This window comes from Craurococcus roseus (assembly GCF_039523795.1).
Lineage (GTDB): Bacteria > Pseudomonadota > Alphaproteobacteria > Acetobacterales > Acetobacteraceae > Craurococcus > Craurococcus roseus.
This window is the reverse complement of sequence record NZ_BAAAFZ010000094.1, coordinates 1-21674: the sequence shown is the minus strand read 5'-3', so window position 1 is coordinate 21674 and position 21674 is coordinate 1. Positions and strand designations below refer to the sequence as shown.

Here is a 21674-nt window from a genome sequence, read left to right as displayed (position 1 = left end):
CACCTCCTGGTACCATCGGGCAAAGGGGCTCAGGCACGCACGACCATGACCGGGCAGGACGCCTCACGCAGGATGGTTTTCAGGGTCTTGGCGCGGTCGCCGTCCCATTGCCCCTTCCAGGCGAGGACGATGAGATCGGCCCATTCCCGCGCCGCCCGCGTGATCTCGGGGCCCGGCTCGCCGGCGCGGACGCACAGGTGGGCCTGCAGCCGGCGATCCGGGCATCGGGACGCGAGGCGCTCGAGCAGCTCGCCGGACCAATGGGGCCATTCGTGCTGGGGTTGGTCCACGTAGAGCGGCAGCGAGAGCGAACCGCGCTCGGCCGGCGCGCCGGCCCCCGCGGTCCCGACCCGGACCACGAGCAGCTTGGCACCGGCCTTGCGCGCGTACTCCGCGGCCGGGCCGACGACGGCGTCGGCTGCCGGGCTGCCGTCGTGCGCGAGCAGTATCCGGTCCGGCCGCCAAGACTCAGGCCTTTGCACCGGAGGCACGAGCACGACGGGGCAGGGCGCGGCGCGCAGCACCTCCAGGGCGGTGCGGCCCAAGACCGCCGCCGGCCTTGCCGCGGCTGTGTGGGTGCACATGACGATCATGCGGACGCCCAGCATCCGGGCCGCGTCGACGATTGCCGCCGAGGGATCGCCGACGCGCGCGTCGATGCTCCAGCCGAGAAGCCCCGCGCGTTCGAGGCCGAGCCGCCCGACCAATTCCGACAGGGGCGGCGGCGTCCCGCTGCTGACGTGGACCACGCGCAGGCCCGCGCCCACCGCGGCGCCGAGCGCCTTCGCCACTGGCAGCGCGGCGCGGGCGTCGAGGGGACCGTCGAGCGGGACGAGGATGAGCGGCTCAGCCATCGGAGCGCCTCCCGGGCTGGGGGCCGGCGGCGCCGCCGGCAGGCGGCAGGTTCAGGTCGTGTGTCCGGCCCCGCCACATGATGCGCATCGAGAGGCCGCCCCAGTGGGGCGGCAGGTTGGGGTGGTGTTCAGGGCCGTGGTCGGTGAGGCGGAGGCCGGCGAAACCGAACACGACGGCCTGCCAGAGGCCGCCTAGGGCGGCGGCGTGGACGCCCCCGGCCGCGTTCCCCATGTTATCGGCGAGGTCGATGTCCACCGCCTGCCGGAAGTAGCGTGTCGCTAGCTCCGGATCGCCCAGGCGCGCGGCCACGAGCGCATGGATGGCCGGGCTAAGCGAGCTTCCGTGCGCGCAGCGGGGCTCGTAGTAGCGGAAGTTCGCCTCACGCACCGCCGGCGGGTAGTCGTCCCACAGGAGGTGCAGCAGCATCACGACGTCCGGCTGCTTGATGATCTTCGAGCGCTGGACGCGCTCGCGGCCGAGGAGCACATCCACTGGAGCGTTGCGCGGCTCGAAGGCGCCGAGGTCGATGTCCTCCAGCTCGAAGTAACCCCGGAACTGCTCCATCAGCCCTGTCGCCTCGTCGAGCCCGGTGTACATGTCGCGGGCTACGGTCAACCATTCGGCGGGCTCGTCGGGACGAAGGCCGATGCCGGCAGAGAGTGCTTGCCAGCGTTCCGGCCACCGCTCCGCCACGAGCCTGGCCACGCGCTCGCCCGTCAGCAGGTTCCACTTCGCCATCCCGTTGGTGTAGGCGTTGTCGTCCACGGTCTCGTGGTACTCGTCGGGCCCGATGACGCCGCGGATGTGGCACCTGCCATCCTCTCCGCGTTCCGCGCGGCTTGCCCAGAAACGGGCGGTTTCCAGGAGGATCTCCGCACCGGCCCCGAGGAGGAACTCCTGGTCGCCCGTTGCGTGCCAGTAGCTCCAGACGGCATAGGCGACGTCGGCGCTGATGTGCTGCTCCTGCTCTCCTGTGAGAACGCGGATGGTTTCGCCGCCTGGCAGGGAAACCAGCGACGGCGTGACGTCCTCTCCCGTGTCGGCCGACTCCCAAGCGTACAATGCTCCACGGTGGCCAAACTGGGCAGCCCTCCGCCGCGCCGCGGGGAGCGTGTGATAACGATACTTGAGCAGCGCCCTCGCCGCCTCCGGATACGTCAAGGTGAAGAAGGGTAGCATGAAGATCTCGGTGTCCCAGAAGACGTGCCCCTTGTAGGCGCTTCCGGTCAGCCCTCGCGCGCCGATCGAGGTACGCTCGTCCTCCGGATTGGCGGCGCTCAGCAGGTGGTAGATCGCGAACCGGAGGGCGCGCTGAGCGGCCGGATCGCCGCCGATGCGGACGTCGGAGGCGCGCCACCGTTCCATCCAGGCGCTACGGTGGCCGTCGATCAGCGCTGCGAGCTCGGACTCGATGGCGCGGTCGGCGTGCTCGCGCGCCACCAGCTCGGGGCTGCCGGAATCCCTTGAAGTATGGACCGCGACGACCCGATCGAGCCGGTAGACCTTCCCGAGATCGACCCTCAGCGGCCGCGGCGTTGCGCGGTCCTCGGCGGCTGTCGTGCGATCAAAACCGATGAATCGGGTCGCTGCGGCCAGCGCGACGGCAGCGCCCGTGGCGGTCCGCTTGCTCACTAAACCGCCGATCGACGCGTCTAGCGACATCAGGCCGCTGAAGTTTTCCGGAGAGAACGCGACGGATCCCACCAGCAGATGCCGATCCGCGGCGGAGGCGAGCCGGAGCCCGCGTATGCGCGTGAGACGACCGGCGGCATCCTGGTGCTGCCACTCGCGCCAGACGATCGCCTGTCGCAGATCGAGGATACGGCGGTGCTCAAGGAACCGGCCGAGATCGAGCCGGAGGGGCTGCCCTTCCACCGTGATCGAGAGATGCTCCCATTCCGGTAAGGTCGCGAGTTCCGGCGATGCACCGGGCCTGGTATCGAAGACTCCAGCGATGAAGGTTTCCGGCGCTGACAGGGAGCTTCCCTCGGCCAGCGCAGCACGGCTCCCGATGTAGCCGTTGCCGATCGTGAACAGAGACTCCACCTCGTGTTCCCGGGTCGGTGTGAACCCCTCCTCCACGAGGACCCACTCCGGGTCTGCGCTGGGCCACAGCGGGAGGTCGGCGGACGGTCCGCATGCTTGGGCCCCTTCGCGTACCCGAAGGTCCCGGGCCGGATCGCCTGCCTCCTTCGCGCGCAGGTGCAATGCAGTGAGGTCCGGCACCACCACGCCGGCGCCGTGCGCGGCGAGCGCCGCCCCGTGCCCGGTCCGGTCCACGCCGACGGCCAGCCCGAAGCCCGCGGCCCGGATCGCTTCGACACCAGCGAGCGAATCCTCCACCCCGAGGATGCGTTTCGGCGGGACGCCCAAGACCTTCGCCGCGTGCAGGAACGTGTCCGGCGACGGCTTCCCCTCGAGGCCGAGGCGTTCGGCCTCCACGCCGTCGACGCAGGCATCGAATAGATCGGCGAGGCCCGCCGCCTTGAGAATGGGCACGGTGTTCTTGCTGGCGGACACCACGGCGGTCTTCAGGCCCGCCCCGCGCAGGCGCCGTATGAACGCGACGGATCCATCGAACACCTCGACACCCTTCCGCGCCAGGAGTTGGCGGAAGAGCGCGTCCTTGCCGTTGCCGAGGCTGCAAACAGTCTCACGTTCAGGCGGATCGTCCGGCTCGCCATCCGGCAGGACGATGGCGCGGGAGCGGAGGAAGTCGCGCACGCCGTCGAGCCGGGGCTTGCCGTCCACGTGCCGAAGGTAGTCGCCTTCGGCGTCGAAGGGTCGGAACTCCTCCCGCATGCGGGCGGCGCGGCGCGCGAGGAACGCGTCGAAAAGCCGCTTCCAGGCGGCGGCGTGCACGGTGGCGGTTCGTGTGATCACACCATCGAGGTCGAACGCGGCGCCGTCGAACTCGGCGAGGTCGAGGACGGGGGCGCCCTCGATCGAGGGAGCGAGGTTGTCTGCCATTGTCGAACACCCGTGGCGTTTGTGCCCGTCCGCCTGCCCGTTCTGGTCCCGTCGCAGCGGACAGCGGCCTCACCGCCGGTCTGGGACCCTCGCCCGTCGGCTTGGCTTCGGCTCGTCCGACCCCGCGCCGGTCCACACTCTCCACCGCAACGACCGCCGGGGCGGCGACCGGGACGCGCCTGCCCTCGCGCGCCTTCACCCGCGCCCGGCCGGGATGGTCGGCGATCAACCGCACGAACGCACCGGCGGGCAGAGCGTCTTCGTGCTCTGCGCCACACCACCGCGCATGCTGCCGTGTCCGCTCGGCCGCGACCTCGCCCGACCCCTTCCTCTCGCCCATGGCGCCCTCGCCTCCCGCCGGTCGCTCAGGCCGGTACGGCGGCGGCACCGCGCACGTCCTGGCCGTGTCCGACACGGGCGCTCGCCGGGCCCTGGCGCGCCTCGGCCTCGGCCACGCGGCGCAGCGTCCCGGCGAAGCTGTCCGGGTTGAGCGAGATCGAGTCGATCCCTTCCGCGACCAGGAACTCGGCGAAATCCGGATGGTTGCTCGGCGCCTCGCCGCAGATGCCCACCTTCGCCCCGCAGGCATGCGCCCGGCGGATGACGTCGGCGATCATGCGCTCCACCGCCGCGTCGCGCTCGTCGAACAGCCCGGCGAGCTCGGCCGAGTCGCGGTCCACGCCTAGCACGAGCTGGGTGAGGTCGTTCGAGCCGATCGAGAAGCCGTCGAAGCGCGCCGCGAACTCCTCGGCCAGGACCACGTTCGACGGGATCTCGCACATCACATAGACCTTCAGCCCCTCGCGCCCGCGCTCCAGCCCGTGCCGCGCCATCTCCGCCAGCACCCGGTCGGCCTCGGCCGGCGTGCGGCAGAAGGGAACCATGACCACGACATGGGCCAGCCCGGTCTCCTCGCGCACCCGGCGGATGGCGCGGCACTCCAGGGCGAAGGCGTCGCGGTAGCGCTCGCTGTAGTAGCGCGAGGCGCCGCGCAGGCCGAGCATCGGGTTCTCCTCCACCGGCTCGAACTCGGCACCGCCGATCAGGTGGGCGTACTCGTTGCTCTTGAAGTCGGACAGGCGGACGATCACCGGGTTCGGGTGGAAGGGCGCGGCGAGCTTGGCGATGCCGCGCGCCAAGCGGTCCACGAAGTACTCCGCCTTGTCCGGATAGCCGCGGGTCATGGCTTCGATCCGGCGCTTCGCTTCCGCATCCTGCAGCGCGTCGAAACGCACCAGCGCCATCGGGTGGATGCGGATGTGGTCGTTGACGATGAACTCCATCCGCGCCAGCCCGACGCCCGCCGCCGGGAGCCGCCACCATCGCAGCGCCGCGGCGGGGTTGGCGAGGTTGAGCATCATCCTCGTGCGCGGCCGCGGCAGGTCCTTGAGATCGGTCTCCGCGACCGCGAAGTCGAGGCGGCCGTCATAGACATGCCCCTCATCCCCCTCGGCGCAGGAAAGGGTGATCGGCTGCCCGTCGCGCAGCAGCGCCGTCGCGTGCTGCGTGCCGATCACGGCCGGGACGCCTAGCTCGCGGCTGACGATGGCGGCGTGGCTGGTCGGGCCGCCGTGGTCGGTGACGATGCCGGCGGCGCGCTTCATGATCGGCACCCAGTCCGGGTCCGTCGCCTCGGTCACCAGGATGGCGCCGTCGCGGAAGCGCGCGATCTCGTCCGGGCCGCGGATGACGCAAGCCTCGCCGGATGCGATCGCTTCGCCTACCGCGGCGCCTGCGAGCAGCGGATGCGAGCGGCGGCCCTTGAGGCGGTAGGTGCGGAGCGAGCCGGCCCCCGCGCGCCGGGCCTGCACCGTCTCTGGGCGCGCCTGGACGATGAAGAGCTCGCCCGTCTCGCCGTCCTTGGCCCATTCCAGGTCCATGGGCCGGCCGTAGTGCCGCTCCACCGCGACGGCCCAGCGCGCGAGGCGCAGCGCCTCGGCGTCCTCCAGCACGAAGGATTCGCGTTCGCGCCGCGTCGTCTCCAGGAGGGCCGTCCGCGCGCTGCCGCCGGTCGCGTAGACGAGCTTGCGCTCCTTGCCGCCGCGCGTCTTCTCGATGACCGGGACGCGGCGCGGGTCGTCGAGCAGCGGCTTGAAGACCAGGATCTTGTCCGGGTCCACGGTGCCCTGCACCACGGTCTCGCCGAGGCCCCAGGCGGCGCTGACCACGACGACGTGGGGAAAGCCGGTCTCGGTGTCGAGGGTGAAGATCACGCCCGAGCCCGCGAGGTCGGAACGCACCATCGCCTGCACGCCGACCGAGAGCGCGACGGCCATGTGGTCGAAGCCCTGCGCCTCGCGGTAGCTGATCGCGCGGTCGGTGAAGAGCGAGGCGTAGCAGCGCCGGCAAGCGTCGAGCAGCGCCGCCTCGCCGCGCACGTTGAGGAAGGTTTCCTGCTGGCCGGCGAAGCTCGCGGTCGGCAGATCCTCGGCTGTGGCACTGCTGCGCACCGCGACCGCGGGGGCGTCGATGCCGCGCCGGCGCGCCAGTTCACGGTAGGCGGAGCGGACCGCCTGGGCGACATCGGTCGGGAACTCGCCGTCGAGGAACAGGCGGCGGATCGCCTCGCCCGCCTCTTGCAGCGTCGCGCGGCCCTGCTTCAGCGCGGCCAGCCTGTCCCGCATCGCCGGCGCGATGTCGTTCGCCGCGATGTAGGCCCGGTAAGCCGCGGCCGTGGTCGCGAAGCCGCCCGGCACCCGCACGCCGGCCCCGGCGAGCGCCCGCGTCATCTCGCCCAGGGAGGCGTTCTTGCCGCCCACCAACGGGACGTCCGCGATGCCCAGGGTTTCGAACCAAGAGACGAGGCCGTCGTGTGGCATCGGTGTCCTCCCTCGGCGGGCGTGCCGCGGCACTCCGGGCTCCGCGCCCGCCCACGGTCCAGCCGCGCGACGTGGTGCGCTTCAGGACGGCATCGAGGATCGGCCTCGGAAATCCCGCGTGCGGGCCCCGCCCGCGGCCGATCGGGCAACGCCGCTTGTGGCTGTGCATTCTCGCGCGCGCCGCTCGCCCGGAGCGAGTGAGTTTGGGTAAGCCGCGGTAAGACGCGGTTAGGGAATTTCGGTTTGCTTCGCAGTCCTATGGAGCGGCATCGCTTCTGAGGCGGGGGGCTTCGCGGGGGTTCCGTCGGCCCGCGTGCCAGCCGAGGTCATTTGGCCGGTGACGGCGGTCCGGGTAGGTCTCCCGCCGGGGAGCGGGGCCCAGAGGATGGAGCGCGTTCGGTGCGGTTCGGCCGCTATCACCGAGTGTCCGGAGCGCGCGGCCCGGGGCGCCGTCAAGTCGCTGGTTGTGGGCCGACCGGGCTGGTTAGGCCGAGGGCGAGGCCGGCACGGCGTTCAAGCTGCCGCGGCAACCCCGCTGACGTCCGCCCATACCTCGAACGCCCGCGCCCGCGTCCGCGCGGCGCGGCACTGGCTGGTGGAGACGTGGTCGTGGTGGAGATGGAAGAGGTTGCTAATCCGGGCGTGGGCGGAGGGGAGCGCTGTGCTCGGCGCGCCGAATTGAAGCTTTTCATCTAGCGTTTTCGTCGCGACGGCGGCTTGCCGGAAAGCTCCGCCCGGTGTTGAAGCCCCTGTGTCGGTGGTGCTCGACGTGGGGCGTGGAGTTCGCGCGACGGACGGTGCTGAACCACAACACGGGTTTCGCCGACCCGATCAGCGCCTTCAGCGCCTTGGGAGAGGGTTCCTGGGACGCGCGGCGCCTGGACATGAAGGCCGGCCATGCCTTGATGCTCGCCACGGGCGGCGGCCAGCCCCGGATAGGCGGCCACACGATCCTCTGCGCCAACATCCCCACCAGCAACGGATACTGCCACGGCCTCAACGGCGGTCTGGAAATCGAGTGACGGCCCGTTTCGAACGGGCGCTCCCGGTGGCTCGCCGCGCGCTGGGGAGCGGTGAGGATGTTGTGGAGTGCGCCGCGGCGATGCTTGGCGGAGACATGAGGGCCTGCAGCTGACTTTCTTCGGCCCGGCCCCGGCAGGTGCGGCAGGCTCCGAGGTGAGGATGTCGAACACGGCCTGCAACAGGGCGACGTCTGCGGGCCCAGGCGGTGCGTCGGCCGTCCTCCGCCGTCTCCAATACGCCAGAAGGCAGTGGCTGGCGGACGCGCGGAGACGGGGGCAGCCGATCCGGCTTGCTTTCGGGTTCAAGCCGCGGGCCTCGCGTCCGGCCTCGGTCGAGCACCGGTCCGGAGATGACGGGGCAGGCTTTAGTCGGCCGCCTCCCCGCGCCAGCGTCCATCGTCGCCCCGGCGCCAGAGCGCGACGGATTGCGACGGCGTCGGATCGAGGCGCCAGGCCCCGCCGTCCCGCCGCCAAACCTCGGCCATGCCCACGTCGGACCTGACCGGACGCGGTTCCGCAGAGCCTCCGGGGCGCGGGGCCGGTGCGGCGGCGGGCGGCGGGACGCCCACCCTGCCGTAGCCGTTGTCGCCGCCGTAGCCGTAGCCGTAGCCGTAGCCGTAGCCACGAGAAAAGCCGCCGCCCAGGGCGAAGCCGCCGTCGCGGAGCGGGCCGAAGCCGCCGCTGAACGGGCCCCGGCCGCCGCCGAAGGCGGAAACGTCGCCGTGCGGGAAGCCGTGGCCGCCGCCGAAGGCGGAAACGTCGCCGTGCGGGAAGCCGTGGCCGCCGCGGAGGACGACCACGCCGCCGTTCCGGAACCCCAGCGCCTCGCGCTGCGCGGTGCTGAACACGCCGATCGCCCCGCGCGGCACGACGACAACGCCGCCCGGGGCGAAGCCGTGGCCGTAGTAGCCGTGGCCACGAGAAAAGCCGCCGCCCAGGGCGAAGCCGCCGTCGCGGAGCGGGCCGAAGCCGCCGCTGAACGGGCCCCGGCCGCCGCCGTGGAAGCCGCCCAGGCCGAACCCGCCCAAGCCGCCCGGTCCAACGCCTCCGCCGCCCCCTCCCGTGCGCGCTTCGGCGGCGCCGGGCAGGCCCGCCGCCAACGCGGCGGCGGCCGCGGCGGCGGGGAGGATGCGGCGGATGCAACAGGCAACAGGGGTGCGGCGCATGGCGGCGGTCTCGCTCCGGGTGGCCTCGGCAGGGCCGGACAGCGGTCCGCCGGGCCACCGTTTGTCACCGTTATGCTTACCGCGTTTGGCGGACGGGAGCGGCGCCACCACCCCGATCGCGGCAATTTGGAACCATGCCGATTGCATCCGTTTCGCACGCGCGGCCCGCGCCTCCCGGCAACGGGCGCCAGGGCGGTCGCCGCCGCGGCGGTTGCGCGGGCGCCTCCGGAGCAGGGAGCGGCAAGCGGACCTCCTTGACCGCCGCCGCGCCTTGCGGATGGGATGGGTCCGCCGGGACGGAGGAGCCGCCGGGCCCGGCGGCGGCGGAGGTGCTGCACGTGGCGATCCGGACGGGCCGCCCGCGGTAGATCACCCCCATCAGCCGCCTGCACCATGTTGCTGTGGAGGGATTCCGGATGCCAGGAATTCTCTCGCGAAGCTCGTCCGCTCTCGTTTTGGGCGGTTGCCTCGTTCTGGGCGGTTGCGTTTCGGTCGCCCCCACCGGCGGCCCCGCCGTCCAAGCGCTGGACATCCGCATCCGGTGCATCGACGGCATCGACAAGGCCGACCCCGACAGGCAAGCGGCGATGGCGGCGGGCACCATCGTGGGCATGGTCACCGGCATCGCCGCGGGGCAGGGCGACGCGGGCATCGCGCTCCTCGGCGCCTACGTCGGGTGCGAGATGGGCGAAGCCTTCACCGAGGCGTACAAAGCGGACGCCGACAGGGCGACGGTCCTCCTCGACCCCTTCCTGTTCGGCTTCGAGCAGGCGCCGGCCGGCCAACGGCTCATCGTCTACACCGGAAGGATGCTGCAACGCGGCGTCGAAGATGCGCGGCGGCAGGCCGGACGGGCGGCCGAAACCGGCGATCGGGCCGGGGCCGCCCTTCGCACCGCCGCCGCCCGCGGTGGGGCCGTGGGCCGGATCGGCGGGGCGACGGCCGCCTCCTTGGCCTCCGCGGGCCTCGACCCGGCGACGGCGGCCGCCGTCGCCGATGTCGTGGCCTCCGTCGGCGCCGCCGGGCGGGCCGCGGTGGGGCTTGTGGAGCACGCGACCAGGAAGGGCGGCCGGGGTTGCTGGGGGTACTGCTGAGCGGGTCCTGCCCTTGGCCGCGGACCGGGAACTATGGCCGCGGGCGGACGGCACTTACCGCGGACGCGCTGCACGGAGCGTGCGGCCCGGCGCTCGCCGCCATTCACCCGCCTCACGGAGCAGCATCGATGCCTCGCGCCCGCCGCCTCCTCCCTGTCATTCCGCTGATCCTGGCGACCGCCTGCTCGACCGGCAGCCCGGCGGAGTTCGATCGCCGGATGGCCACCTGGGTCGGCCACCCCGAGGCCGAGGTGGTGAACGCCCTGGGCGTACCCACCCGGACCTACGAGGGCGACGGACGCCGCCTGCTCCAATACGAGTTCGCGCGCCCGTCCTCCACCCCGGCCATCTTCCCGGGCATCGGACTCGGTTACCGCAGCGGAGGATGGGGCTGGCATGGTGGCGGTTGGGGCGTCGGCACCGGGCTCGGGCTCGGCTTCGGCGGCTATGGCGCTGCTCCAGCAGGCTGCGTCCTCGTCTTCGAGGTACGGGACGGCCGGGTCACCAGCTTTGGCCGCAACGGGCCGGGATGCGTAGCCTGACCTGTAGAGCTCCAGAATCGCCCGCGAGATCAGGCGGAGGACGTCCTCTGGGAAGCGGCGGCTCCACGCGGGCCTTCACCGGCTCGCCCGGGAGCCCGGCGTGGTGCGCCGGACGCCGGCCGCGACCCGCTCGGCGAAGTCTTCGACCGCGCGGGTCATCGCCGCCACGACCGCGGCGTCGCCGGAGCCCGCGATCGGTCGCACCAACGAGACGCGCTCCCCGGCCAGCGTGTCGCGCCCGGCGCCGTCCAGCACGCGCCACCGGGCGACGAGGTTGACGGACCCTCCGTCGCGCGGCTCAAGGGCCTCGACCTCGGCCAGGACCTGGCGCGCGGGCCGCTCCGCGGGCGCGGTGGTGGTGACGACGAGGCCCGGCAGGCGACGCGCCAGCCCGGCCGCCAGCGCTCGCGCGACGCCGACCGAAAGGCGCTCGCCCCAACGGCCGGTCGGGCTCGACGCCACGGTGTTCTCGGCCTTGCGGACCAGGATGTCGGACACGTCGAGATAGTCCGGCACCAGCACCGGCTTCACCTCAATGACCGGCCGCCCCGTGAGCGGCTCGACCCGCTCCGCGCCGACCACGGGCGTGCCGAGCACGTACGTCACCGGGGGCGGCGCTGCCGTGCCGCAGGCGGCCAGCATCGGCGCGAGCGCAGAGGCGCCGAGGGCGGTCCTCGCCGTGGCGGTCCGCCACGGCCGCGGGCGGAGAGCCGAAGCGCCGCTCATCGCGCGCTCCCGCCCCTGATCAGGGCACTGGGTTCCCGCTCGACCGCCCGCGCGAAGCCGCGCAGCGAAGCGGCGCTGGCGGCGAGGTCGCGCGCCGCGGCCTCGAGGTCGCCGCGGAACTGCGAACGCGGCGCCGCCAGGCCGTCCACCGAAGCCAGCAGCGCCTCCGCCCGCCGCGCCAGCCGGTCCACCGATCCCAGCACCCGCGCGACTTCGGCGCCGCGATCGTCGAGCTGCTGCCGAGCGCCGCCGGCAAGCCGGTGGAGCTCCAGCACCGCGTGCGACGCGTCGGCCCGGAGGCGAGCCACCGCCTCCTCTGTCGTCTCCAGAACGCGGGTGGCGGCACCGACGCTGCGCCGTGTGCCGTCCAGCAATGGACCGAGCTCCGCCTCCAGCGTGCCGGCCAAGCGTTCGACCGAGTGCAGGACGCGCTGCGCGGTCTGAACCAGATCCTGCACCGGCACCTCGGCGAGCGTCGCGCGCAGGCGCTCGAGGTCGGAGGGCAGCGCGGGGATCTGCGGCAGGCCGCCGGTGTCGGCCACCACCGTCGCGGCCGGCGTCCCGGGACGGAAGTCGAGATCGATGCGGAGCTGGCCGGTGACGAAGCTTTGCAGCACGAGCTGCGCCCGGAGCCCGGCCGCCACGAACCCTCCGAGGCTGGCTTCCCTCCGCACATCCTCCCCCTCCAGGACCACCTGGCCCGGCAGGAGCTCGACGGTGACGGGGATCCGCGCCCGGCCGTCGGAGGAGAGGTGCAGCGCCATGCCCTGGACGGACCCCACGCGGACGCCGCGGAAGGTGACCGGCGCGCCGATGTCGAGGCCGGCGACCGAGCCCTCGAAGAAGACGACCGCGCGCGTGGTCGGGGCGAACAGGCGGGTTGCGCCGAAGAACAGTATGGCGGCGACGGCGAGCGCCAGGCCGCCTAGCACGAAGGCGCCGACGACGGCGGGTCTAGCGGCGGCCATCCGGGCCCTCCCTGGCATACTCGGGCCGCGCGCGCGCCATGAACGCGCGCACCGTCGGGTGGTCGCACCGGTCGCGCAGCGATCGGGGCGCGCCGTGGGCGATCGCCGTGCGCGCCTCGGCGTCCAGGAAGACGCCGTCGTCGCAGACGGCGAACAGGCTCGGCAACTCGTGGCTGACCATGACGATGGTCGCGCCGAGGCCGTCCCTCAGCTCCAGGATGAGGTCGTCCAGCCGCTTCGAGGCGATCGGGTCCAGGCCCGCCGAGGGCTCGTCGAGGAACAGGATGTCGGGGTCGAGCGCGAGCGCGCGGGCGAGGCCGGCGCGTTTGCGCATGCCGCCGGAGAGTTCCGAAGGCATCCGACCGCCGGCGGCGCCGAGGCCGACGAGCGACAGCTTCAGCCGCGCCAGCGCCTCGATCGAGCCGGCGTCGAGGCGCGTCAGCATCGCCAGCGGCAGGGCCACGTTCTCGGCCACCGTCATCGAGCTCCAGAGCGCGCCGTTCTGGAACAGCACGCCGAAGCGGCGGCCGATCTCGGCCCGGCGCGCCTCGGCGGCCGCCCAGTAGTCCTCGCCGTCCACCAGGACGGTCCCGGCGGCGGGGCGCAGCAGGCCGACCATCGCCCTCAGCACCGTGCTCTTGCCGCAGCCGCTGCCGCCCATCACCGCGAAGATCGAGCCGGTGCGGACGGAGAATTCCAGGTCGCTTTGGACGATCCGCGGGCCGAAGGCCAGCGTCAGCCCCCGGCCGCGCAGCCGGTCGTCCCCGGTCCGCTCGCCGGCCATGGCGTCAGATCCCCAGGGCGTTGGCGCAGACGGCGAAGACGGCGTCGAGCGCGATGACGCCGATGATGCCGGCCACCACCGCGCCGGTCGCGGCGCGGCCCACCTCGGCGGCGCTGCGCCCCGCCGCCAGGCCGATGTGGCAGCCAGCCAGCGCCACCAGCGCGCCGAAGGCCACGCTCTTGGCCAGCCCGATCAGAAACTGCCGGCCGGCGACGGCCTTTTGCGTCTCCTGGAGGTAGGCGGCGGCCGTGAGGTCGAGCGTCGCCATGCCCACGACGAGGCCGCCGAGCAGGCCGACCGCGCAGGCGTAGAGGTAGAGCAGCGGCATCATCGCGACCAGCGCCAGGATCCGCGGCAGCACCAGGTAGTCGAACACCGGGATGCCGAATGCCTTCAGCGCATCGATCTCCTCGTTGCCTTGCATGGTGGCGATCTGCGCGGCGTAGGCGCCGCCGGTGCGCCCTGCCATGACGATCGCCGTCATCATCGCCGCCATCTCGCGCGCCATGGCGATGCCGACCAGGTCGGCGACGAAGATCTCGGCGCCGAAGCGGCGGAGCTGGACTGCGCCGACGAAGGCCAGGATGCCGCCGACCAAGCCGTTGCAGACGGCGACGATGCCGAGCGCGCCGGCGCCGGCCTCTCGCATCAGCTCCAGCACGTCGGCGGGACGGGTCCAGACGCGCCCGCCGAGCGCGGCCGCGCCGCGCAGCACCGTCTCGCCGACCAGGGCGGCGACGGCCTCGGCCCAGCGGGCGGTGGCCCGGTGGCCCGTCCGGGCGAGGAGCGGGTCGGCGGCAGCCGGCGCGGCGGCGGGCGGCGCGGGGCCGGATTCCGCCGCCAGGGCGAGCAGCCGGCGCGCGGCCTCGGGCAGGTCCGTCTCGTCCAGCTCGATCCGCCGCCCCGCGTTCGCGGCGGGGGCCATCACCGCCGCAGCCTCGCGCAGCGCCCGGAGGAAGGCGATCAGGGCGCTGTCCCAGCGGCCGAGGCCGTCGGTTTCGAAGCGCAGCCGCATGGCCCCGCCGGCCGCGGCCAGCACTTGGCGCACCGCGGCCGCGTCGCGCAATCCGGTTTCGCGGGCGATCCAGTCGCCGGTCAGGCAGAGCACCGCGTCCTCCAGGCCCCGCCGCTCGAGCCGCCAGCCGGGAGGGGCGGTGTGCCGGGTGGTCATGGGGCACCGCCGTCCTCACCGGGGGGGCCGCTGCCGACCCAGGCCAGGAAGGCGTGCGCCACCTTCGTGCCCTCGTTGGCAAGGCTCCGACCGGCGGGCCCGCGCAGCCAAACGCGCGCTAGCTCGATTGGCATGGCGTGGAGGGCCAGCGCTGCCGGGATGCTCAGCGTGCGGACGCATGACCACGGTGGGGCCGGGCTACCCTTTGCCGACAAGCGGAGGCCGAGCTTCTTGCCCTCGTCGCTCATGCTTTGCAGGCGGCTCTCGGCGTCGATGGCCGGTGCGGCACCGACGCCGCGCCCTGGACCATCGCCGCCGCCAGGACGATCGCTGCCGCCGCTGCGAGGCGGGGCTTGGCTGTGTGGACAGTCATTTTTTGCTCCTCCTCAATGGCCTTCGCCGTCGGACCCGGCGAGGGCATGTTGCGGCCGGGGACGGCGCGTCGCAGCGGCACGGAGGCGTCTCACATCGTGATGACGATGCGTCCGTCGACTTTCCCTGCGCGCAGGTCGGCGAAAACTGCGTTGATTTCTTCGAGCTTCGCCCTGTGGATCACAGGGCGCACCTTGCCTTCGGCGGCGAAGGCGAGCGCCTCGGCGAGGTCCCGGCGGCCGCCCACGATCGAGCCGCGCAGCGTGATGCGCTTGAGGACGACGTCGAAGATCGGCGTCGGGAACTCCCCGGGCGGCAGGCCGACCAGGCCGACCGTGCCCTTGCGGCGCGCCATGCGGAGCGCTTGGGCGAAGGCCGGCGGCGAAACCGCGGTGACCAGCACGCCGTGCGCGCCGCCGCCGGTCGCCTCGAGGACCTGCGCCACCGCGTCGGGCGACTTGGCATCGACCATCACTTCGGCGCCGAGGCGGCGCGCCAGCGCCAGCTTCGCCTCCGTGACGTCGAGGGCGACGACGTGGAGGCCCATCGCCTTGGCGTATTGGACGGCGACGTGGCCCAGCCCACCGATGCCGGAAATGGCGAGCCACTCGCCGGGCTTCGCCTCGGTCTCCTTGATGCCCTTGTACGTCGTGACTCCGGCACAGAGGACCGGCGCGATCTCGGCGAAATCCGCACCGGGCGGGAGGCGGGCGACATACGGGGCGGCTCCGATGGCGTACTCGGCGAAGCTGCCATTCACGCTGTAGCCGCTGTTGCGCTGCGCCGCGCAGAGCGTCTCCCAGCCGGTGACGCAGTACTCGCACCCGCCGCAGGCATCGTGCAGCCAAGCGATGCCGACCGGATCGCCCTCCTTGAGCCCCGCCACTCCGGCTCCAAGAGCGGCCACGACGCCCGCGCCTTCGTGCCCCGGGATGAACGGCGGGACGGGCTTGACGGGCCAATCGCCGTCGGCGGCGTGCAGGTCGGTGTGGCAGACCCCGGTCGCGGCGATCTTCACCAGGACCTCTCCCGGCCCTGGCGTCGGGACCGGGACGCGCTCGATCCTGAGCGGACTGCGGAAGCCGTGCACGACGGCCGCTTTCATCAACTCCGCCATCTTGACTGGCTCCCCGCAACGAAGGTGTGGATGCGGCCCACCGCCGGGTCGGGCGAGGCTGCTTGTGTCGATGGATTCTCGTGCGCGGAGCCGCCCCGAGCGAGTGAGGTCTGGTGAGCGGCGGTAAGACGTGGTGAGAGGGACATCGATCCATCCCGCATCCCGATCGGACGCCATCGCTGTCAGGATCGAGTGGAGCTTGGCGGTTGAGCGACATCATCCGCCGGCACCGCGACCGGCGAGCGCTTTGGTCATGAAGCCCGAATCCGGTCCGGCTGGAGGGCGAATTTTCCGGTCGCCGGCCGCTGCCCCGAAGTTGAACCGGATCATGTGGGAATGCCCGGCCTTCCCCGGGGCGCAACAGCGTCGAGTGGGGGCCTCCCGTAACGGGATGTGCGGCCGATGGCCGAACCGCCACCGCCTGCCACGGCACCGCGCGATTGCGTTACATCAATGCGGCAGCCACGCCCCTTCTGCCATGGTGCGGCGACGCTGCCCCGGCTGGAGCCGTGCACATGACGATCCCCGCCAAGTCGGTGATGTCGAAGGACGTCGTCACCGTCCCGCCAGAGGCCACCGTGGTCGAAACCGCCCGGCGCATGCTGGCCCGCGGCGTCAGCGCCGTGCCGGTGGTGGACACCCACAACCGGCCGCTAGGCCTGGTCAGCGAGGGCGACCTGATGCGCCACTTCGGCGCGGAGGCCCAGGAGAAGCGGGCGCAGTGGCTGCGCATGCTGGCGGAAGGCGAGGCGCTCTCCCCGGAATACCTCGCCGCGATCCGCCTCGACCAGCGCCGCGTCCGCGACATCATGCGCGCGCCGGTCATTTCCGCCGGTGAGGAAGCCTCGCTGCCGGAGCTGGGCGACCTGATGCTGAAGCAAGGGATCAAGCGCGTGCCCATCCTGCGCGACGGCGCGCTGGTCGGCGTGGTCAGCCGCGCCGACGTGATGCGGGCGGTGGTCGACAAGCTGGAAGAACTGCTCGAGCCGACCGGCTAGCGCCGCATCCCGCCGGCTCGGCCGGGCCCGGCCGTCCGGCCAAGGACCGCCAACTCGGCGATGCCATGGCCCCGTCCTCCCGGTGGTCGGGGTCTCCGGAGGGAACCGCGATGCTCCGACGTCCGTTCGCCTTCTCAATGCCCTTCGCGGGCGTGGCGGGCCTCGCGACGGCGTCTGCCGGCGCCCAGCAGCAGCGGCCCGGCGCCTCCGGCATCCCCGACTTCCACCGGGCGCTCGACGCCTTGCTCGCCAGGTTCGCCGAGGCCTCTAACCGCAAGGACGTGGCCGCGCTCGCCGCCCTCTTCGCGGAGGACGCGGTCCTGGTACCGCCCGGGCCCATCGTGGCCGGGCGGCGCGACATCGCGCAGGCCTTCCGCACGCGCCTCGAGCACGGCGCTGCGGGTTTGCGCTTCGAGGTCGTGGAGGCGCGGGCGGAAGGCGGCGACCTCGCCTGGGCCGTGGGGCGGTTCACGGGCACGGTGCCCGGCGAGGGCGGGATGCCGCAGGAGCGCCGGGGCAACTTCTCCACCCTCTACCGGCGGCAAAGCAGCGAAGGGCTCCTGATACGCGTCCACGCCTTCAGCTTCCTGCAGGCGCCGCCACCGCCAAGACGCTGACGGGAACACCCCCCGGTCCGCACAGGTCGGCCGCGCGGACCCGTTCCGACGCGGGCGCTTGGATGTGGCTCATCACGCCGGCTGGGAATTGTTCAGGCGACGCGAGCGGGCCCAGTACGCTAGTATTGGCACCGCCGTGGTGACACACAGACCGGGCGAGGCTGCGATGACCGAGCTGCGTACTTCCGCGGTCGAACCCGCCCTCTCGTTCGATCGGTTCCAAATCCTGCCTCGCCAGCGGCTCTTGCTGGAAACGGGCAGGCCCGTCCGCATCGGAAGCCGCGCCTTCGACATCCTCCTGGCCCTGCTCGAAAGGCCCGGCGAGCGGGTCGGCAAGGCCGAGCTGCTGGCCCGGGTCTGGCCCGACACCCACGTCGTGGAAGGCAACCTCAAGTTCCAGGTGGCCGCCCTCAGGCGGGTGCTCCGCGACGGGCAGGACGGCAGGCGGTTCATCGAGACGAGCCAGGGGCAAGGATACCGCTTCGTCGCGCCCGTGGCCGTCATCGAGGAAGGGGAGCGGCCGGTGCCGCCGCCGGTCGGCGCCGCGCGGCGCCACAACCTGCCCGAGCAGCTGACGCCGCTGGTCGGACGCGGCGAGGTCGTAGCCAAGCTCGCGGGGCAGCTGTCGGCGCACCGCCTGCTCACGATCGTCGGGCCGGGCGGGATCGGCAAGACGTCCGTGGCGCTCGCCGTGGCCGAGCGGGTGGTCGATGCCTACGAGGACGGCGTCTGGGTCGTCGACCTGGCGTGGACCGCGGACCCGGACCAGGTGCGCGGCGCGGTCGCCGCGGCCGTCGGCCTCGAGGTCAGCCCCGGGCTGACGACGCGGGATCTCGTCGCAGCGCTGCGCGGCAGGAAGATGCTGCTGGTGCTCGACAACTGCATGCACGTCGTCGATGCCGCCGCCGAGCTGGTTTCCGCCATCCTCCGGGGCGCGCCGCACGTCCGCGTCGTCGCGACCAGCCGCGAGCCGCTCCGCACCGAGGGCGAGCGCCTCTGCCGGTTGGAGCCGCTGCAGGCCCCGCCTCCTTCGCCACGCATCGAAGCGGCCGAAGCGCTGCGCTACGCATCCGTCCAGCTCTTCGTCGAGCAGGCCGCCGCGGGCCTGGACGCGTTCGAGCTGACCGACGGCGACGCGCCCCTCGTCGCCGAGATCTGCCGCAAGCTGGACGGCATACCCCTGGCGATCGGGCTCGCGGCCGCCCGGGTCGGACTGCTCGGGCTCCGCGGATTGGCGGCGCAGCTCGACGACCGGCTGCGCCCGCTCACCGGCGGCCGGCGCACGGCCCTCCCGAGGCACAGGACCATGCGCGCGGCGCTGGACTGGAGCCACGACCTGCTGGGCCCACCCGAGCAGACGGTCTTTCGCAGGCTAGCGGTCTTCGTCGACGGATTCACCCTCGCCGCGGCAGCCGGCGTGGCCGCCGACGAGGGCCACTCCGGAGACGAGGTCGTGCGGCTGGTGTTGGAGTTGGCGGAGAAATCGCTCGTCGTGGCCGACCTGGACTCCCCGGGCCCGCGCTTCCGGTTGCTGGACACGACGCGCGCCTACGCCCTGGAGAAGGCCAGGGAGGGAGGCGAACTCGCGTCGCTCGCGCGCCGCCACGCGGCGTACTTCCTCGAGCTCGTCGAGGCCGCCGCGCGCGAGCGCGAGGAGGGCGACGACGGGTACGCCGCCGTCGAGCCCGACATGGACAACCTGCGCGCCGCGCTGGCGTGGGCCTTCGCGCCGGCGGGTGACCCGGCGATCGGCGTGGGCTTGGCGGCCGCCGCGCTGCCGCTGTGGTTCTCGACGTCGCTGCTGGGCGAGGCCCTCGCCTGGACCGAGAAGGCCATACAGACCCTCGACGAGGCCGGCCTGCGCGGCAGCCGGCAGGAAATGGCGCTGCAGACGGCGCTCGGGATCTCGCTCCAGATGGCCAGGGGCAGGACGTCCGAGGCCCATGCCGCCCTGAACAGGGCGCTCGCGCTCGCCGAGCGGCACCGCGACGCCGACTTTCGGCTGCACGTGCTCCACACGCTCTGGGTCTACCACATGCGCGTTGGCGGGGTGCGGACGGCGCTGGACCATGCCCACAAAGCCGAGGCGATCGCCGCCTCCATGGCCGACCCGGTCGCCCCGGGGACGGCGGAGTGGATGCTCGGCATCGCCATGCACTTCGCCGGCGAACACCAGGCGGCACGCTCCCGTCTCGAGCATCTGCTCCTCGCCCCCCCGCCCCGGCCGCGGCGCCGCCAGATCCGCCGCGCCGGCTTCGATCCGCGCGTCACCACGCGTTACGTCCTGGGCCACGTCCTCTGGGTGCAGGGGCATCCCGACCAGGCCGCGGAAGCCGTCCGGATCGCCGTGGAGGAGGCGCGGCGCCTGCAACATCCCGTCACCTTGTGCTCCGTGCTCGCCTGGGGGGCATGCGCGCTCGCCCTCCTGGCGCGTGACCTGGATGAAGCGTGGCGAAGCGCGACGGAACTCGTCCACCACGCCGAGAAGCACGCGCTCGCCGACCACCTGTCCTACGGGTTGGCGGCGCTGGAAATCATCTCGTTGCAGAAGGCCGGTCCCGAGGCCGACGTCGAGCAGGTCCGCGCCGCCCTCGAGCGCTGGCGCGCCTCGCAATGGCATGTCTTCCTGAGCGTGGGCGACTTCGCGGAGGCGGCGGCCGCCGCGGGGCTCGCCGGGGAGATCTCCACGGTCGTCGATGAGGCGCTGCAGCGGGCGGAACGCGACCAGGAGCTCTGGGCCTATCCGGAGATGCTCCGGGTCAGGGGCGAACTCCTGCTCCGGCAGGACGTCCCGGATCCCCGGGGGGCCAGACGCTACTTCGTGCGTTCGCTCGAGCGGGCGCGCGCCCAAGGCGCACTGGCGTGGCGGTTGAGGTCGGCGGCGAGCCTGCACCGCCTGGACCTCCGGCAGGGCGACGCCCGCGAATCGCGCGAGGCGCTGTCGCGGGCCTACGGCCGGTTCGGCGAAGGCTCCGACACCCCCGATCTGCGGGCCGCCAAGCAGCTTCTCGTGGGCCGTCGGGAGCCGGGGCCGGCCGAGCGAGGAGGCGCGGCTCGCGCCCTTTGACCCGGATCATGGCGCCGGTCCGGAGGCCGCGGCACGGGAGGGCGCCGAGGACCGAAGCTATGGGAGGAAGGCATGGCGCTTCCGCCGTCGCGCTCTGGCCACCGCGCCGCGCCCGTCGTCATCCCGCCCGCCGGGCTGGCGGGCACGCTGGAGGTCCCCGAGGGCGCGGAGGCCGTGGTCGTCTTCGCCCACGGCAGCGGCTCCGGCCGCCACAGCCCGCGCAACCGTCGGGTCGCCGCGGCGCTGCACCAAGCCGGCCTGGCCACCCTGCTCAGCGATCTCCTCACCGGGGAGGAGGCCGCGGACCGGCAGAAGGTGTTCGACATCCGCCTGCTCGCCCGCCGGCTCGAGGCCGCGGTGCACTGCGCGACCGGACACGCCGCGACCGAGGGCCTGCCCGTCGGGCTGTTCGGCGGAAGCACCGGCGCGGCGGCCGCGCTGATCGCCGCCGCCGAGCGGCCGGCCACGGTGGGCGCGGTCGTCTCGCGCGGCGGGCGGCCCGACCTCGCCGGCGAAAGGCCGCTCCGGAACGTCGCCGCCCCGACCCTCTTGATCGTCGGCGGCGCCGACCGGGAAGTGCTGGGACTCAACGAATGGGCGCGGTCCTGGATGGCCTGCCCGGCCGAACTCGCCGTGGTGCCTGGCGCGACGCACCTCTTCGAGGAGCCGGGGGCGCTGGAACAGGTCGCCCGGCTCGCCGCGGGCTGGTTCCGCCGCTGGCTCGTGCGGGAGGCCGATCAGGCCAGGACCTGAGCCTGTCGGCTTCGCCGCCCACGGGGAGGCCGGGCGGCGGTTGGTCGAGCGGCTGGGGCGCCCACGCCTCGAACGCCCCGTCGTCTTGGCCCTGCCGCGCGGGCGCGCGCCGGCGGGCGCCGAAGCGGCGGCCGCGCTCGGCGCGCCGGCGTCGGGCCGGCCACGCCGCCTTGCGCGGGTGCCGTGCGTACAGAGCGCAACGGGAGGGGACGATCGTGGTTCTCCCTCTTCGAGACTGGACGCAACCCGAAGTGGCGGCTGCGGCCTTCGCGGACGCGCGCCTCTGTACCGCCCGTGGTCAGCGGGACACTTGGTTGCAGCCTATGCGACGAGAGCCGCGGTCGAAAGCCGATCCTGCCGGACGGCGCTCGGCGGCCGGAACCCGTGCCGCTCGATCAGCCAGGTGGCGTTGTAGGTCTCTCGGAACTTGAGCAGCGCCCGGCGCAGCTCCTCGACGGTGTCGAAGGTCCGCAGCCAAAGCAGGTTTTACTCGAGGGTGCGGATGGACCGCTCGGCGCAGCCGTTGCCCTCGGGCGCGATGACGATTGGACTTCCCCAGGAGAAGTGGAGAGCGCTCAGGTTGGACTTGCCCTCGGAAAGTGGAGAGCGGCTGTTGAACTACATGGCGGCCTC

General features: G+C 73.0%; 16 protein-coding genes and 1 pseudogene. 7 read left to right on the top strand and 10 right to left on the bottom strand.

Translation table 11 applies throughout. From position 1 onward, the window contains the following. Positions 1-29: 29 nt before the first annotated feature. From ABD067_RS23775 to ppsA, 3 genes are all read right to left on the bottom strand, one after another. Positions 30-854, bottom strand: a complete 825-nt coding sequence (locus ABD067_RS23775) for a universal stress protein (RefSeq protein WP_343897904.1) — start codon at positions 852-854, stop codon at positions 30-32. Continuing rightward, entirely contained in the window at positions 847-3825 is a 2979-nt protein-coding gene (locus ABD067_RS23770) for a beta-phosphoglucomutase family hydrolase (protein WP_343897903.1), read from the bottom strand. Before ABD067_RS23770 ends, ABD067_RS23775 begins: the two co-directional genes overlap by 8 nt. A 365-nt stretch (positions 3826-4190) precedes the next feature. Further along, on the bottom strand, positions 4191-6644 hold the full coding sequence (ppsA, locus tag ABD067_RS23765; protein WP_343897902.1) for a phosphoenolpyruvate synthase: 2454 nt from the start codon (positions 6642-6644) through the stop codon (positions 4191-4193). Positions 6645-7420: 776 nt separating this feature from the next. Between ppsA and ABD067_RS23760 the strand changes: the two genes are divergently transcribed. Continuing rightward, positions 7421-7666, top strand: coding sequence for a hypothetical protein (locus tag ABD067_RS23760; RefSeq protein ID WP_343897900.1), 246 nt, complete (start codon positions 7421-7423; stop codon positions 7664-7666). Between the two features lie 365 nt (positions 7667-8031). Here the strand turns inward: ABD067_RS23760 and ABD067_RS23755 are convergent, their stop codons facing one another. Further along, a complete protein-coding gene (locus ABD067_RS23755; RefSeq protein WP_343897899.1) occupies positions 8032-8832 on the bottom strand; it encodes a hypothetical protein in 801 nt (266 codons plus the stop codon). 416 nt (positions 8833-9248) lie between these two features. Here ABD067_RS23755 and ABD067_RS23750 point away from each other — a divergent pair, with 416 nt between their 5' ends. Next, the gene (locus ABD067_RS23750) at positions 9249-9926 is read left to right on the top strand and encodes a hypothetical protein (protein ID WP_343897898.1); all 678 of its coding nucleotides are present in this window, start codon (positions 9249-9251) and stop codon (positions 9924-9926) included. Between the two features lie 128 nt (positions 9927-10054). After that, positions 10055-10468, top strand: a complete 414-nt coding sequence (locus ABD067_RS23745; protein WP_343897897.1) for a hypothetical protein — start codon at positions 10055-10057, stop codon at positions 10466-10468. Positions 10469-10543: 75 nt separating this feature from the next. On the opposite strand, the gene ABD067_RS23740 is transcribed toward ABD067_RS23745, so the two are convergent. From ABD067_RS23740 to adhP, 5 genes are all read right to left on the bottom strand, one after another. Next, on the bottom strand, positions 10544-11194 hold the full coding sequence (locus ABD067_RS23740) for a PqiC family protein (RefSeq protein ID WP_343897896.1): 651 nt from the start codon (positions 11192-11194) through the stop codon (positions 10544-10546). Continuing rightward, the gene (locus ABD067_RS23735) at positions 11191-12162 is read right to left on the bottom strand and encodes an MlaD family protein (protein ID WP_343897895.1); all 972 of its coding nucleotides are present in this window, start codon (positions 12160-12162) and stop codon (positions 11191-11193) included. Before ABD067_RS23735 ends, ABD067_RS23740 begins: the two co-directional genes overlap by 4 nt. After that, complete coding sequence (locus ABD067_RS23730; protein WP_343897894.1) at positions 12149-12946, bottom strand: ABC transporter ATP-binding protein; 798 nt, start codon at positions 12944-12946, stop codon at positions 12149-12151. The genes ABD067_RS23735 and ABD067_RS23730 overlap by 14 nt, the downstream gene beginning before the upstream one ends. Positions 12947-12950: 4 nt before the next feature. Further along, positions 12951-14117, bottom strand: a complete 1167-nt coding sequence (locus tag ABD067_RS23725; protein ID WP_343897893.1) for an MlaE family ABC transporter permease — start codon at positions 14115-14117, stop codon at positions 12951-12953. Positions 14118-14580: 463 nt separating this feature from the next. Further along, positions 14581-15606, bottom strand: coding sequence for an alcohol dehydrogenase AdhP (gene adhP / locus ABD067_RS23720; RefSeq protein ID WP_343897892.1), 1026 nt, complete (start codon positions 15604-15606; stop codon positions 14581-14583). Positions 15607-16121: 515 nt separating this feature from the next. Between adhP and ABD067_RS23715 the strand changes: the two genes are divergently transcribed. The 4 genes from ABD067_RS23715 to ABD067_RS23700 all read left to right on the top strand — a co-directional run bounded on the left by ABD067_RS23715 (position 16122) and on the right by ABD067_RS23700 (position 21041). Beyond that, positions 16122-16604 (top strand): CBS domain-containing protein, encoded by a 483-nt coding sequence (locus ABD067_RS23715; RefSeq protein WP_343897891.1) that lies wholly within the window; start codon positions 16122-16124, stop codon positions 16602-16604. A gap of 110 nt (positions 16605-16714) precedes the next feature. Beyond that, entirely contained in the window at positions 16715-17221 is a 507-nt protein-coding gene (locus ABD067_RS23710) for a YybH family protein (protein ID WP_343897890.1), read from the top strand. A gap of 166 nt (positions 17222-17387) precedes the next feature. Then, on the top strand, positions 17388-20288 hold the full coding sequence (locus tag ABD067_RS23705; RefSeq protein ID WP_343897889.1) for an ATP-binding protein: 2901 nt from the start codon (positions 17388-17390) through the stop codon (positions 20286-20288). A 72-nt stretch (positions 20289-20360) separates the two neighbouring features. Then, complete coding sequence (locus tag ABD067_RS23700) at positions 20361-21041, top strand: dienelactone hydrolase family protein (RefSeq protein WP_343897887.1); 681 nt, start codon at positions 20361-20363, stop codon at positions 21039-21041. Positions 21042-21362: 321 nt separating this feature from the next. On the opposite strand, the pseudogene ABD067_RS23695 reads toward ABD067_RS23700, so the two are convergent. Continuing rightward, positions 21363-21584, bottom strand: a pseudogene (locus ABD067_RS23695) (IS3-like element ISMtsp5 family transposase); the annotation flags it as partial. Between the last annotated feature and the right edge of the window lie 90 nt (positions 21585-21674).